15 protein-coding genes are annotated in these 12,821 nt (G+C 75.2%); 6 read left to right on the forward strand and 9 right to left on the reverse strand.

The window, feature by feature from the left end; translation table 11 throughout:
- Window positions 1-4: 4 nt before the first annotated feature.
- Window positions 5-517 carry a hypothetical protein gene (locus tag ACUN9U_RS03790; protein ID WP_445483583.1) on the forward strand — a complete coding sequence of 171 codons (513 nt, stop codon included), beginning with the start codon at window positions 5-7 and terminating at the stop codon, window positions 515-517.
- On the opposite strand, the gene ACUN9U_RS03795 is transcribed toward ACUN9U_RS03790, so the two are convergent.
- On the reverse strand, window positions 503-1,084 hold the full coding sequence (locus ACUN9U_RS03795) for a YdeI/OmpD-associated family protein (protein ID WP_445483584.1): 582 nt from the start codon (window positions 1,082-1,084) through the stop codon (window positions 503-505). The genes ACUN9U_RS03790 and ACUN9U_RS03795 overlap by 15 nt on opposite strands.
- A gap of 107 nt (window positions 1,085-1,191) precedes the next feature.
- Here ACUN9U_RS03795 and ACUN9U_RS03800 point away from each other — a divergent pair, with 107 nt between their 5' ends.
- Both ACUN9U_RS03800 and ACUN9U_RS03805 read left to right on the forward strand, forming a co-directional pair.
- A complete protein-coding gene (locus ACUN9U_RS03800) occupies window positions 1,192-1,452 on the forward strand; it encodes a helix-turn-helix transcriptional regulator (protein WP_445483585.1) in 261 nt (86 codons plus the stop codon).
- Window positions 1,449-1,931, forward strand: a complete 483-nt coding sequence (locus tag ACUN9U_RS03805) for a DUF2029 domain-containing protein (protein ID WP_445483586.1) — start codon at window positions 1,449-1,451, stop codon at window positions 1,929-1,931. The genes ACUN9U_RS03800 and ACUN9U_RS03805 overlap by 4 nt, the downstream gene beginning before the upstream one ends.
- Before the next feature lie 12 nt (window positions 1,932-1,943).
- On the opposite strand, the gene ACUN9U_RS03810 is transcribed toward ACUN9U_RS03805, so the two are convergent.
- The 4 genes from ACUN9U_RS03810 to ACUN9U_RS03825 form a co-directional block, all read right to left on the reverse strand.
- Window positions 1,944-2,342 carry a pyridoxamine 5'-phosphate oxidase family protein gene (locus tag ACUN9U_RS03810; protein ID WP_445483588.1) on the reverse strand — a complete coding sequence of 133 codons (399 nt, stop codon included), beginning with the start codon at window positions 2,340-2,342 and terminating at the stop codon, window positions 1,944-1,946.
- Between the two features lie 125 nt (window positions 2,343-2,467).
- On the reverse strand, window positions 2,468-3,898 hold the full coding sequence (locus tag ACUN9U_RS03815; protein ID WP_445483589.1) for an aspartate aminotransferase family protein: 1,431 nt from the start codon (window positions 3,896-3,898) through the stop codon (window positions 2,468-2,470).
- Window positions 3,895-4,359 carry an Lrp/AsnC family transcriptional regulator gene (locus tag ACUN9U_RS03820; RefSeq protein ID WP_445483590.1) on the reverse strand — a complete coding sequence of 155 codons (465 nt, stop codon included), beginning with the start codon at window positions 4,357-4,359 and terminating at the stop codon, window positions 3,895-3,897. The genes ACUN9U_RS03815 and ACUN9U_RS03820 overlap by 4 nt, the downstream gene beginning before the upstream one ends.
- A gap of 105 nt (window positions 4,360-4,464) precedes the next feature.
- Window positions 4,465-5,988: an APC family permease gene (locus ACUN9U_RS03825; RefSeq protein ID WP_445483591.1), complete on the reverse strand. Its 1,524-nt coding sequence runs from the start codon at window positions 5,986-5,988 to the stop codon at window positions 4,465-4,467.
- A gap of 115 nt (window positions 5,989-6,103) precedes the next feature.
- Between ACUN9U_RS03825 and ACUN9U_RS03830 the strand changes: the two genes are divergently transcribed.
- Window positions 6,104-7,372 carry a saccharopine dehydrogenase family protein gene (locus tag ACUN9U_RS03830; RefSeq protein WP_445483592.1) on the forward strand — a complete coding sequence of 423 codons (1,269 nt, stop codon included), beginning with the start codon at window positions 6,104-6,106 and terminating at the stop codon, window positions 7,370-7,372.
- Between the two features lie 60 nt (window positions 7,373-7,432).
- Here ACUN9U_RS03830 and ACUN9U_RS03835 read toward each other — a convergent pair whose 3' ends face one another.
- A complete protein-coding gene (locus ACUN9U_RS03835) occupies window positions 7,433-7,852 on the reverse strand; it encodes a hypothetical protein (protein WP_445483593.1) in 420 nt (139 codons plus the stop codon).
- A gap of 94 nt (window positions 7,853-7,946) precedes the next feature.
- Here ACUN9U_RS03835 and ACUN9U_RS03840 point away from each other — a divergent pair, with 94 nt between their 5' ends.
- Window positions 7,947-8,441, forward strand: coding sequence for a GNAT family N-acetyltransferase (locus tag ACUN9U_RS03840; RefSeq protein WP_445483594.1), 495 nt, complete (start codon window positions 7,947-7,949; stop codon window positions 8,439-8,441).
- 136 nt (window positions 8,442-8,577) lie between these two features.
- Window positions 8,578-9,717 carry an alpha/beta hydrolase gene (locus tag ACUN9U_RS03845; protein WP_445483595.1) on the forward strand — a complete coding sequence of 380 codons (1,140 nt, stop codon included), beginning with the start codon at window positions 8,578-8,580 and terminating at the stop codon, window positions 9,715-9,717.
- 1 nt (window position 9,718) lies between these two features.
- Here the strand turns inward: ACUN9U_RS03845 and ypfJ are convergent, their stop codons facing one another.
- The 3 genes from ypfJ to ACUN9U_RS03860 all read right to left on the reverse strand — a co-directional run bounded on the left by ypfJ (window position 9,719) and on the right by ACUN9U_RS03860 (window position 12,816).
- Window positions 9,719-10,600, reverse strand: coding sequence for a KPN_02809 family neutral zinc metallopeptidase (ypfJ, locus tag ACUN9U_RS03850; RefSeq protein ID WP_445483596.1), 882 nt, complete (start codon window positions 10,598-10,600; stop codon window positions 9,719-9,721).
- A gap of 135 nt (window positions 10,601-10,735) precedes the next feature.
- A complete protein-coding gene (gabT, locus tag ACUN9U_RS03855; protein WP_445483597.1) occupies window positions 10,736-12,145 on the reverse strand; it encodes a 4-aminobutyrate--2-oxoglutarate transaminase in 1,410 nt (469 codons plus the stop codon).
- Complete coding sequence (locus ACUN9U_RS03860; protein ID WP_445483598.1) at window positions 12,142-12,816, reverse strand: lysylphosphatidylglycerol synthase transmembrane domain-containing protein; 675 nt, start codon at window positions 12,814-12,816, stop codon at window positions 12,142-12,144. Before ACUN9U_RS03860 ends, gabT begins: the two co-directional genes overlap by 4 nt.
- Window positions 12,817-12,821: the final 5 nt, after the last annotated feature.

A 12,821-nucleotide genomic window follows, 5' to 3' on the forward strand; every position in this document is an offset into this window, starting at 1 on the left:
CGGCGTGCCGGCCTGGACCGACGGCGCCCCGTTCTGGGCCCTGTTCGCCTTCTTCTTCGCCGTGGTGCTGGTCCGCACCCAGGCGACGTACTGGCTGGCCCGCCTGGCCGCCGCCTGGTCCGCCGGCGAGGGGCCCGCGCGCCGGGGGCGCCCGCGCTGGGTGCTGCGGGCCGGTGGCTGGCTGCAGCGGGCCTCGGCCGGGCGGGGCGTGCGGGCGGTGCAGCGCTGGGGCCTGCTGGCGGTGCCCGCGTCCTTCCTCGCCACGGGCACCAAGACGGCCGTGAACGGCGCCGCCGGCCTGCTGCGGATGCCCTTCGGGCGCTACACCGCGGCCATGGTGGTCGGCTGCCTGCTGCACGCCACGATCTACGCGACCGTGGGGTGGGCGGCGTGGACGGCGGCGCTGTCGGCCGCGACCGGCTCGCCGTGGGGCGCGGTGGCGCTCGCGCTGCTGGCGGCGCTCGTCGTCGTCGTGGTGGTCAGGCGGCTGCCGCGGCGCCGCTCAGGAGTCCGCTGAGCGCAGCACCTCCATGAGGGCGGCCACGTGGCGCGCCCGGGTCTCGGGGCGCTTGACCGTGTGCATCCGGTACAGCCACGGGTAGCGCTGGCCCCGCGACATCGCCTCCCACGCTGCGGCGGCCGACGGGTCCGCGGCGAGGGCCTGCGCGAGCTCGGGCGGGGGCTCGATGGTCGCCGAGCCGGCGTAGGCCCGCTCCCACCGGCCGTCGGCGCGGGCGGCCGCCACCTCGGCGGCGCCGCGGGGGCGCATCCGGCCCGCGGCCTCGAGCGCTGCGACGCGCTGCACGTTCACCGCCGACCAGTTCGAGCGCGCGCGGCGCGGGGTCATGCGGACCGCGTAGGTGACCGCGTCGCGGGTGCTCGACTGCCCGTCGATCCAGCCGTGGCAGAGGGCCTCGAGCACGGCCTCCTCGTAGACGAGCGAGGTCGGCTCGGTGGCTCCGCCCTTGGCCAGCGCGAGGCGCACGCCCTGGGACGTGGCGGCGTGCTCCTGGAGCCAGGCGCCCCACGCCGCGGCGTCGCGGACGAGGAGGTCAGGCAGGGGCTGCGCCGGTGGAGGGGCCACGGCAGCAGTGTGCCGGGGAGGTCCGACGGAGGGAAGGGTGTCTGGTTCCCTCGACTTCTTGTCGTGCCTACTTGACACGGTGTCGGGTCTACTGGACATTGGTGGGCATGGGGAGGACGTCGGCGAGGGGCCGCAGCAACGGGGTCCGCGCGGCGAGGGCGGTGCTGGGGCTCACCCAGGCCGACCTCGCCGCGGCAGCGGGCGTGACGCGGCAGACCGTCGTCGCCGTCGAGGCGGGCGACTACGCCCCGTCGGTCTACCTGGCCCTGGCGATCGCGGCCCGGCTGGGCCGCACCGTCGAGGAGCTGTTCGGTCAGGACGAGCCGTCAGGTGCCGCGCGTGCGGCGGTGGGAGGAGAGCAGCGATGAACGAGCAGGTGCGGGACGGGTGGTTCGTGCGGGCGGCCGCGCGCGTGGGGGACCTCGGCAGCCCCTTCTACGAGGAGGAGCACCAGCGCGACGTGTGGAACGAGGCCAGCGCCGTGGGGTTCCAGCTGCTCGTGTGGCTGCTCCCGGTGGCCGCGGTGGTCTCGGTGTGGGTCGGGGGCGCTGCGGCGGTCCCCTACGCGCTCGTGGTGCTCCTGGTGCCGGGCGTCGCCTCGTGGGTGGTCCTGGCCTACGCCCAGGCGCGCGGCGTCAACCCGCTCACCGCGCAGGGGGTCAGGGCCCTGCGCTGGCGCGCAGTCGTCATGGTCGGCCTCCTGGTCGCCTTCTGCGCCGGGGTCCTGCGCGTCCAGGGCAGCAGCGGCTTCACCGGGGGAGCGGCCTGGGGCGCGGTCCTGGGCGGGGTGCTCGGCGTCGTCGGGGTGGCCCTGGCCCAGCGCCGGGCCCGGCGCCAGCGCGCCTGAGCCCGCCCGGCCTCAGCGCAGGTGGGAGGAGCTCATCACCCGGTCGACCGCGACCTCGACGACGACCCGCAGCGGGTCCTCCCGGGGCGCGCGCTCGTAGCGCGCCGCGTAGCGCGCGACGGCGTCGGCGACCACCTCCGGCTCCTCCCGCACGCGGACCGGCCCCTCCAGGGTGATCCACTGCGCGCGCTCGAAGGAGCACAGCACCGCCCGGCCGCCGCTGGTCTCGGCGAGCCGGGCGTTGCGCACCTTGCGGGAGGTGGAGCGGGCGGTGATGCGGGCGACGCCGGCCCGCTCGTCCCAGGTGAAGCCCACCGGCACGACGTGCGCGGTGCCGTCCGGGCGGTGGGTGGTCAGGGTCGCCAGGCGCCGCTCGGTGACGAAGGCCAGCGCTGCCGGGGTGAGCTCCACGCCGCCCAGGGTGGCTGATCTGGGGGCACCTCCCGCTCGCGGGGGGCCGTGATCAGCGACGGTGGGGTGGCCGGCTGCCCATGATCACCGTGATCATGGGCAGCCGGCCACCGCGGCTCACCGGTTCAGAGGAGGGTCCAGGCGCGGGTCAGCACGTCGCGCAGCGTGGCCTCGACGAGGTCGAAGTCGGCCTGGTCGGCGATCAGCGGCGGGGCGAGCTGGATGACGGGGTCGCCGCGGTCGTCGGCGCGGCAGTACAGCCCGGCCTCGAACAGCGCCGAGGACAGGAAGCCGCGCAGCAGGCGCTCGGCCTCCTCCCCCGAGAAGGTCTCCCGCGTGGCCTTGTCCTTGACCAGCTCGATGCCGTAGAAGAAGCCCTCGCCGCGCACGTCGCCGACGATCGGCAGGTCGAGCAGCTTCTCCAGCGTCGCCCGGAACGCCGGCGCCTTCTCGTGCACGTGGGCGTTGAGGCCCTCGCGCTCGAAGACGTCGAGGTTGGCCATCGCCACCGCCGCCGAGACCGGGTGCCCGCCGAAGGTGTACCCGTGCGCGAAGGACGTGCTGCCGTGCGCGAACGGCTCGTAGACCCGCTCGGAGGCGATGCAGGCCCCGATGGGGGAGTAGCCGCTGGTCATGCCCTTGGCGCAGGTGATGATGTCGGGGGTGTAGCCGAGGTCGGTGCACGCGAACATCGAGCCGATCCGGCCGAAGGCGCAGATCACCTCGTCGGAGACGAGCAGCACGTCGTGGCGGTCGCAGATCTCGCGCACCCGCTGGAAGTAGCCCGGCGGCGGAGGGAAGCAGCCGCCGGAGTTCTGCACCGGCTCCAGGAAGACGGCCGCGACGGTCTCGGGGCCCTCGAACTCGATGGCCTCCTCGATCCTGTCAGCGGCCCAGCGCCCGAAGGCCTCCGGGTCGTCGCGCAGGTGTTCCGGAGCCCGGTAGGCGTTGGTGTTGGGCACCCGGAAGCCGCCCGGCACGAGCGGCTCGAAGACGGCCTTGGCGGCGGGGATGCCGGTGATGGCCAGGGCGCCCTGCGGGGTGCCGTGGTAGGCCACCGACCGGCTGATGACCTTGGTCTTCATCGGCTTGCCGACCAGCTTGAAGTGGTTCTTGGCCAGCTTCCACGCGGTCTCCACGGCCTCCCCGCCGCCGGTCGTGAAGAAGACCCGGTCCAGGTCGCCCGGGGTGTAGGAGGTCAGGCGCTCGGCCAGGTCGATCGCCGGCGGGGTGGCGTAGGACCACAGCGGGAAGAAGGCCAGCTCGCCCGCCTGCCGGGCGGCGGCCTCGGCGAGCTCGCGCCGCCCGTGGCCGGCCTGCACGGTGAACAGGCCCGCCAGGCCGTCGAAGTAGCGCCTGCCGGCGTCGTCGTAGATCCAGCACCCCTCGCCCCGGGTGATCACCGGGACGCTGCGGTCCCAGGCGGACTGGCGCGTGAAGTGGCCCCACAGGTGCTGGCGCGCCGCCTGCGCGCGCGGCGTGCCGGCGGGGGTGAGGCCCCCGGCGGAGGTGGGCGTGCCGGTGGTGGGCGTGCGGTCGAGCGGAGTCGTCGTCATCGGGTCCCCCAGTCGTAGCGCTGCTTGATGAGCTTGAGGTAGACGAGCGTCTCGGTGGAGGTGACGCCCGGGACGGCGCGGATGCGCCGGGAGAGCAGGTCCAGCAGGCGGTCGTCGTCCTCGCAGACCACCTCGGCCAGCACGTCGTAGCTGCCGGCCACGGCCACCACGTAGGTGACCTCGTCGAGCTCGGCCAGGACGGCGGCCACGGCGGTGGTGTCGCCGCTGCACCGCACCCCGACCATCGCCTGCCGCGGGAAGCCGACCTGCATGGGGTCGGTCACGGCGACGATCTGCATGACGCCCGCCTCGAGCAGCTTGGCCACCCGCTGGCGCACGGCCGCCTCCGACAGGCCGACGTCGGCGGCGATGGCCGCGTAGGAGCGGCGCCCATCGGCCTGCAGGTGCTCGACGATGCGCTTGGAGGTCTCGTCGAGCACGGGGCTGGAGCGGGCCGTCATGCGACACGAGGATGCCCCGGATCAGCGGCGGGCACAAGCAAGGGCGACGGATCCCGCTGCAGAAGTGGCCTTCCGCTGCTGGATCCGTTGCCCCTGGCTGGTCTGTCAGAGCCCGCCGACGGGCGGCGCCCCGGTGTCGGGGACGAGCACCTCGGTGCGCTCGTTGAGGGTCTCCCCGCGGAAGAAGGCCCGCAGGCGGATGGCGCACAGCAGCATCAGCGGGACCCCGAGCGCGAGCATGCCGACGCCCAGGACGAAGACCCCGCCGACACCGCCGATGACCGTCTCCCCGTAGTCCGGGTTCGCCATGTCGACCACGCTGTAGGCGAAGATCACCAGCATGAAGACGCCGCCGAGGAAGGGCAGGATCCCCCGCAGCCACAGCGCGGCGGCCGACTGGCGCAGCGTGCGGCGGAAGAACCACACGCACGCGAAGCTCGTGATGCCGTAGTAGAACGCGACGGCCAGGCCCAGGCTGGCGATCGAGTCGGCCAGGGCGTTGGTGCTGATCAGCGACAGCAGCACGTAGAAGCCGACCGCGGTGGCGCCCATGACCAGCGTGGAGAAGCTGGGCGTCTGGAACCGCGGGTGCACCCGCCCGAACTGCGCCGGCAGCGCCTTGTAGACCGCCATGGCCAGGGTGCCCCGGGCGGTGGGCAGGATGGTCGACTGCGTCGAGGCGGCCGCCGAGACCGCGATCGTGATCATCAGGAGAGCGGCGAGCACGGAGCCGCCCAGCGGGTCACCGAGCACCGTGATGACGTCGTCGGCGTTGTCGGGGTTGTTCAGGCCGATGCCGGTGTCGCCGAAGCCGCTGTAGGCCTGGATGGCGGTGGCCACCAGCGTGTACGTGACCACCAGGATGATCGTGGCCAGCGTCGCGGCGCGGCCCGGGATGCGGTCGGGGTCCTTGCTCTCCTCGTTGACCGCCAGGCAGGCGTCCCAGCCCCAGTACAGGAAGATGCACAGGACGATCGCCGCGACGGCGTCGCCGAACTCCAGCCCGGTCGGCAGGAACCACCCCACCTCCGGCGTCACCGCCTGCGGGCCGGCCCCGCCGTTGTAGACCAGCACCAGGGCCCACACCGCCAGCACCGCCAGGAACGTGAACTGCCAGCCCACGAGGACGTTCTGCATCCGCTCGGACAGCAGGATGCCGCGGTAGCTGACGTAGGTCATGATCGCGATGAACAGGACGCCGAAGGTCATCCTCCCGATGAGGCTGTCGGCCACCCCGTCCAGGCCGACCACCCGCAGCGTGTAGATGCCCGCGATCTCCGCGACGTTGGCCAGCACGATGATCGCCGAGACGGCCACGCCCCAGCCGCCCAGCCAGCCGACCACGGGCCCGAACGCCTTGGTGGCCCAGGTGAAGGTGGTCCCGCAGTCGGGCACGGCCCGGTTGAGCTGCTGGTAGGCGATGGCCGTCAGCACCATGGGGATGAAGGCGACGATGAACATCGCCGGCGCCTTCTCCTGCACGCCGAGGTAGCCCAGCGTGGCGGCCATGCTGTACGCCGGCGCCGTGGAGGCCAGCCCGATGACGGTGTTGCCCCACAGGCCGAGGGTCCCGGTGGCCAGGCCCTTGCCCTCGCCGCCCCTCGTGCCCGCCGCGACCTCTGACGCCACACCGACCTCCTCGTGATCACCACCGCGCGGGGAGACCGCCCGGACGCCGCATCATGGCGTCGATCGGCCGCGGGCGACAGGGAGGGGGCGGCTGCGGCCGCTGTAGCCTCCGGCGATGAAGATCCTGCTGGTGGGTTCTGGTGGCGTCGGTGACGCCCTGTCACGGATCCTCGCCCGTCGCTTCCGAGCCCGGCCCTTCGCCGACGCCGTCGTCGTGGCGGACTACGACCTCGCCCGCGCCGAGCGGACCGTGGAGGCCGTCCGGCGGCGGGAGGGCGCGGCAGCGACGCGCGCCTTCAGCGCCGCGCGCGTCGACGCCTCCGACGCCGCCTCGGTGGAGGCGCTGGCCCGCGAGGTCGGCGCCACCCACGTCATGAACGCAGTCGACCCCCGCTTCGTGATGCCGATCTTCACCGGGGCGCTCGCCGCGGGTGCTGACTACCTCGACATGGCGATGTCCCTGTCCAGGCCCCACCCCGAGCACCCGCACTCGATGACCGGCGTCAAGCTCGGCGACGAGCAGTTCGCCCTGGCCCAGCGGTGGGAGGACGCCGGCCGGCTCGCCCTGGTCGGCATCGGCGTGGAGCCGGGCCTGTCCGACGTGCTCGCCCGCTACGCCTGCGAGGAGCTCTTCGAGGAGGTCACCGAGCTGGGCGTCCGCGACGGCGCGAACCTCACCGTGGACGGCTACGACTTCGCGCCGTCGTTCTCCATCTGGACCACCATCGAGGAGTGCCTGAACCCGCCGGTCGTGTGGTCCGACGGCGGGTGGAGCACGCTGCCGCCGTTCAGCGAGCCGGAGGTCTTCGACTTCCCGGGCGGCATCGGCCCGGTGGAGTGCGTGCACGTGGAGCACGAGGAGGTGCTCCTCATGCCCCGGTGGCTCCAGGCCGACCGCGTGACCTTCAAGTACGGGCTGGGCGAGGAGTTCATCGGCGTCCTCAAGACGCTGCGCAAGCTGGGCCTGGACCGGACCGAGCCGATCCGGGTGAAGGGCCAGGAGGTCAGCCCCCGCGACGTCGTGGCGGCCGCGCTGCCCGACCCGGCGACCCTGGGCCCGCTCATGAAGGGCGCCACGTGCGCGGGCGTGCTGGTCACCGGCACCGGGAAGGGCGAGCGCTTCGCCGGACGGCCCCGCGAGGTCTACCTGCACCACGTGGTCGACAACGCCTGGTCGATGGAGGAGTACGGCGCCCAGTGCGTCGTGTGGCAGACCGCCGTCAACCCCGCCGTGGCGCTGGAGCTGCTCGCCGACGGGCGCTGGTCGGGCGCCGGCGTGCTCGGCCCGGAGGCCCTGCCGCACCGCCCGTTCCTCGACCTGCTGGCCGCCGACGACGGCTACGCCAGCCCGTGGGGGCTGCAGGAGCGCACGCCGGCGTCCTGAGGCCCGCCCCGGCCGCCACCGGCACCGCTGCGGTGCTGGTGGCGGCCCGCCGGGCGCGGGTCAGGGGCGGCCGCCGGTGTTGGTGCCGGCAGGGGTGTCCAGCGGGGACGTCGACGGGAGCGTCGTCGTGCCCGTGCCCGTGCCGGTCCGCGGGGTCGCCGGGGTGGGGGAGCCCGGCTGCGCCGAGCCGCCGGTGGCCGAGCCGCCGGTGGCGGAGCTCGAGGAGCCCGAGGAGCCCGGCAGCTTGTCCTTGACGGACTGCAGCGCGGAGCTGTTCGACGCGGCGTCCTTGGCGCTGGCGGCGGCGCTCTTGGCGGTGTCGACGGCGGTGGTCTGCGCCTGGTCGACCTTGGACTTCACCTTCGGGTCGTTCCACAGGCGCGAGACGGACGCGGCGATCTGGTCGTAGCGCTCGCGGCCCGCACGGGCTCCGAGCACGTAGCCGATCGCGGCGCCGATGAGGAGTGACTTCTTGCCCACGGGTCCTCCAGGAGGTGAGAGGGGCTGGTGTCCCGGTGTTCTCCAGGTGGACCACGTGTCTACCGCGACCTCGGGCGCCTGGCACCCTGGCGCGGTGACGCAGCTGGTGCTCCTGGAGGCCGCCTACGACAGCCCGCTGGTGCAGGAGCTCGTGGCCGAGGTGCAGGCCGAGTACGTGCAGCGCTACGGCGGCCCCGACGACACCCCGCTGAGCCCGGCCGAGTTCGCCCCGCCCGGAGGCGCCTTCCTGGTCGCCCTCGTCGGGGGTGAGGCGGTCGGCACCGCGGGGCTGCGCGACCACGGCGGCGGGGAGGTCGAGCTCAAGCGCATGTACGTGCGCGCCGCGCACCGGCGCCGCGGGCACGCCCGCCGGCTCCTGGAGGCCGTCGAGGAGCGCGCCAGGGCCCTGGGGCACCACCGGCTCGTGCTGGAGACGGGAGCCATGCAGCCGGAGGCCGTGGCCCTCTACCGCAGCGCCGGCTACGGGCCGACGGCGCCCTTCGGGCACTACGCCTGCTCCCCGCACAGCATCCACCTGGCCAAGGACCTGACCGCCGCCGGAGCTGCCGGCGGTCCGACCGCGGGATGACGCCGGGCGCCGCCCAGGCCCCCTCGGGTCGGTGGCGCCCGCTGCTCGTGCCCGGCGCCGGAGGGGGACCGCGACCTCCCAGGTGACCTCCGCCGGGAGCACAGGGCGCTCGCAGGCGGCTCACGAGGATGGCCCCGTGAGCCTGACCGGGTCCCTGGTGCAGTGGGGCAGCGCCGCGCTCGCCGTCCTGGCCTCCGCCGCGGTGGTGGTGCTGTGGCGCCGGCTCGCGGGCGGCGGGCCGGCCGCGGTGCTCGCGCGCAGCGCCGCGCTGCTCGCGGTCAACCTCCTCGTCGTCCTGGCCCTGCTCGTCTGGGCCAACGACCGCTTCAGCTTCTACAGCGGCTGGGCGGACCTGGCCGGCGGCAGCGCCGGCGCCGGGGTCCTCACCCCCGGGACCGCGCCGGTGGCGCTGACGGCGGCGCAGTCCGCCGCGCTGGCGGCGGGCACCACCCGCCCCACCGCACCGGAGGGAGAGCCGGTGCCCGGCTACGGCGGCCGGGTGCAGCAGCTGACCGTGACCGGGGCCTCGGGCGTGAACAGCACCGCGCTGGTGGTGCTGCCCCGCGGCTACGACGACCCCTCCCAGGCCGGCACCACCTACCCGGTCCTGGTGGCGCTGCACGGCTTCCCCGGCGACCCCCGGCAGTGGCTGACCGCGCTCGACGTGCGCCCCGCCGTGGCGCAGGCGGTGGGGGCCCACCAGCTGGACGACCCCATCGTCGTCATCCCCGACCTCGGGGTCCCCGCCGGCCGCGACACCGAGTGCGTCGACGGGCCGCCCGGGCAGCCGCAGCTGGAGACCTGGCTGTCCACCGACCTGCCGCAGGCGGTCGAGGCCAGCTACCGCGCCCGCACCAGCCCGCAGGCGTGGGCGGCGATGGGCTTCTCGATGGGCGGGTGGTGCGCCGCGGAGCTGGCGGTGCTGCACCCCCAGCAGTACGGCGCGGGCATCGTCATGGGCGGGTACTTCCGGTACGACCCCGGCAGCGGGTACGAGGCCTTCGGCCCGGGCAGCCCGCAGGCGCAGGCGCACGACCTCGTCGCCGTCGCCGCCGGCGACCCGCCGGCGACGTCCCTGTTCGTGGCCTCCAGCCGGGACGACCCCGAGAGCTGGCCCACCACGCAGGCGTTCCTGGCGGCCGCGAAGGCGCCGATGTCGGTCACCTCGCTGGTCGCCCGGACCGGCGGGCACCGCAGCGGCGTGTGGGCGGCCCAGATGCCGCAGGCGCTGGCCTGGCTCGGCAGCACCGCGCCGGGCTTCGCGCCGCCGGCGTGACTCAGAGCTGCCCGGTGCTGGTGTCGCACGTGGCGGGGTCCCCGGAGTCGTAGCCGGTGGAGAACCACCGCTGGCGCTGCTCGGCGGTGCCGTGGGTGTAGGTCTCGGGGTCGGTGCGGCCCGTGGCCGCCTCCTGGATCCGGTCGTCGCCGACGGACGCCGCGGCCGAGAGCGCGTCGGAGACGTCGGTCGGTGTGAGCGGCTGCAGCAGCGGCCGGCCCGTGTCGGGGTCCGGCGTGGACGTGGCGTGGTGGGCCCACACCCCGGCGAAGCAGTCGGCCTGCAGCTCGCTGCGCACCGCCGCGGAGTCCGCGCCGGCCCTGTCGCCCTGCACCGCGGCCAGCAGGCCCTGCTGGTCCTGCACGGCGTGCCCGAACTCGTGGGCGACCACGTACTCCTGCGCCAGCGGGCCGCCGCTGGCGCCGAACCTGTCGGTCAGCTCGGTGAAGAAGGCGGTGTCGAAGTACGCCGTGCGGTCGCCCGGGCAGTAGAACGGGCCCACCTCGGTGGTCGCCTGCCCGCACCCGGTGCTCACGGCGCCGGTGAACAGCCTGACGCCCGGCGGGGAGTACTCACCCGGCAGCAGGTCGGACCACACGGCGTCGAGCGACTCGGCGGTGGCGATGACGCGGCAGTCGACGTCCTCGTTGGCCGCCTGGCCGGTGGTGCACTGGGCGAAGGCCTCGCGGCCGTCGGTCTGCTCCTGGCCCTGGCCGGCGCCGGGGTCACCCCCGGTGAGGCCCGACAGGTCCACCCCGAAGTAGGCGCCCACGAGCAGGAGCAGCAGGCCGCCCAGCCCGCCGCCGACGGCGACGCCGCGGCGCCCACCGCCTCCGCCTGAGGCGCGGCCGGGGTCGATGCGGCCACCGGGGTCGAACGTCACGCCCGGCAGCCTGGCCCCGACAGCCCGCCGCCGCCACCGGGTGGACCGCGACCGGGTGGACCGCGACGGGGTGGGCCGCCGCCGGGTGGGCCGACACCCGGCGGTCAGGCGCGCGGCCGGGCGCTCAGCGGCCCGTCAGCCCGCCAGCGCTGAGAGCACCGCCGCCTCGAGCACGTCGAGGGCGTCGTCCAGCAGAGCGGGCTCGATGGTCAGCGGCGGCAGGAAGCGCAGCACGTTGCCGTGCGTGCCGCAGGTCAGCGTCACGACGCCGGCGGCGTGGCAGGCGGCGCTGATGGCGGCGGCGCCCGCGGCGTCGGGCTCGCGCGTGGCGACGCCGCCGTCGGTCTTCACCACCTCGAGGGCGAGCATCGCGCCGCGGCCCCGCACGTCGCCGATCCCGGGGCGCTGGGCCTGCAGCGCGCGCAGCCGCGGCAGCATCCGCTCCTCGATGCTGCGGGCGGTGCCGGTGAGGTCGAGGTCGGCCATCGCGTCCAGCGCGCCCAGGGCCGCGGCGCAGGCGACGGGGTTGCCGCCGTAGGTGCCGCCCAGGCCGCCGGTGTGCACCGCGTCCATGGCGTCGGCGCGCCCGACGACGCCGGCCAGCGGCAGGCCGCCCGCGACGCCCTTGGCGAGGGTCACCAGGTCGGGCACCACGCCCTCGCGCTCGCACGCGAAGACGTCGCCGGTGCGCGCGAACCCGGTCTGCACCTCGTCGGCCACGAACAGCGCGCCGTGCTCGCGGCACCACGCGGCCAGCGCGGGCAGGAAGCCGGGGGCGGGCTCGATGAAGCCGCCCTCGCCCTGGACCGGCTCGATGACCACGCAGGCCACCTGGTCCGCGCCCACCTGGGACTCGATGACGGAGATGGCGCGGGCGGCGGCCTGCTCGCCGGTCATGCCCTCGGGGTCGCGGAAGGGGTAGCTCATCGGGGCGCGGTAGACCTCGCCCGCGAAGGGGCCGAAGCCCTTCTTGTAGGGCATGGCCTTGGCGGTCATGGCCATCGTGAGGTTGGTGCGGCCGTGGTAGGCGTGGTCGAAGACGACGACGGCGTCGCGCCCGGTGGCGTGCCGGGCGATCTTCACGGCGTTCTCCACCGCCTCCGAGCCCGTGTTGAACAGCGCGGCCTTGGCGGGCTGCTGCACCGGGGCGAGGCGCACCAGCGCCTCGCAGACCGCCACGTACTCCTCGTACGGGGTGACCATGAAGCAGGTGTGGGTGAAGTCGGCCACCTGCTCCTGCACGCGCTCCACGACGCGCGGCTGGGCGTGGCCCACGTTGACCACCGCGATGCCGGCGCCCAGGTCGATGAGCTGGTTGCCGTCCGCGTCGAGCAGCACGGCGCCCTCGGCGCGCTCCACGAACACCGGCAGGGTGGACCCCACGCCCCTGCTGACCGCCGCGAGCCGGCGCTCCTGCAGCGCCCTGGAGCGCGGACCGGGGACCTCGGTGACGAGCCTGCGGACCTGCTCCAGCGGCTCGCGGGAGCCGGTGGGGGAGCCGGTGGCGCTGCCGGTGGACGAGCGGGGGTCGGCCGTGGTGGTCATGGGGACGAGGTTAGGACTCCCCGCCGCCGGTGGAGCGCCCAGAGCACCCACCCGGTGCCGCCCACCAGGCCCAGGCTGACCGCCCGGTACAGGACGTCGGCGGCGAGCGCCTCGCCCGGCGTCGCCCCGGCCGTGACCAGGCCCACCGTCAGCGCGGCGTCCACGACCCCCAGCCCGGCGGGCACCAGCGGGAAGGAGGCCGCCGCCATGGCCGCGGTGTAGGCGAGCAGCACGTGCTCCGGGCGCAGCCCGTCCAGCCCCGCCGCGGTGCAGCACAGCCACAGCGCCGCCGCGTCGAGCACCCAGTTGGCCAGCGCGCCGGCGCCGGCCCACACCCAGGTGGCCGGCCGCACGCGGACGGCGGCCAGCCCCCGGGCGCCCTCGTGGACGCGGTGCAGCGCGGCACCGGTGCGCGGCCGCCGCCCCGACAGCCGCGCGAGCCCGGCGGTGGTGACGTCGTGCACCGTCGAGGCCCACGCGCGGCGCGCGCCCAGCAGCCGGGCCGCGACCACCACGACGACGACGACCGCGGCCGCCACCAGCAGGTGCACCACGTCGCCGCGCGCCCCGGCCCAGAAGCCGGCCACCGCGCCGAGCAGCGCCAGCGCCGCGGAGGAGAGCACGCCGCCGACGGCGATGACCCACGTCGCGGTGGGCCGGGGAGCTCCCATCGCCG

The organism is Quadrisphaera sp. KR29 (genome assembly GCF_052644995.1).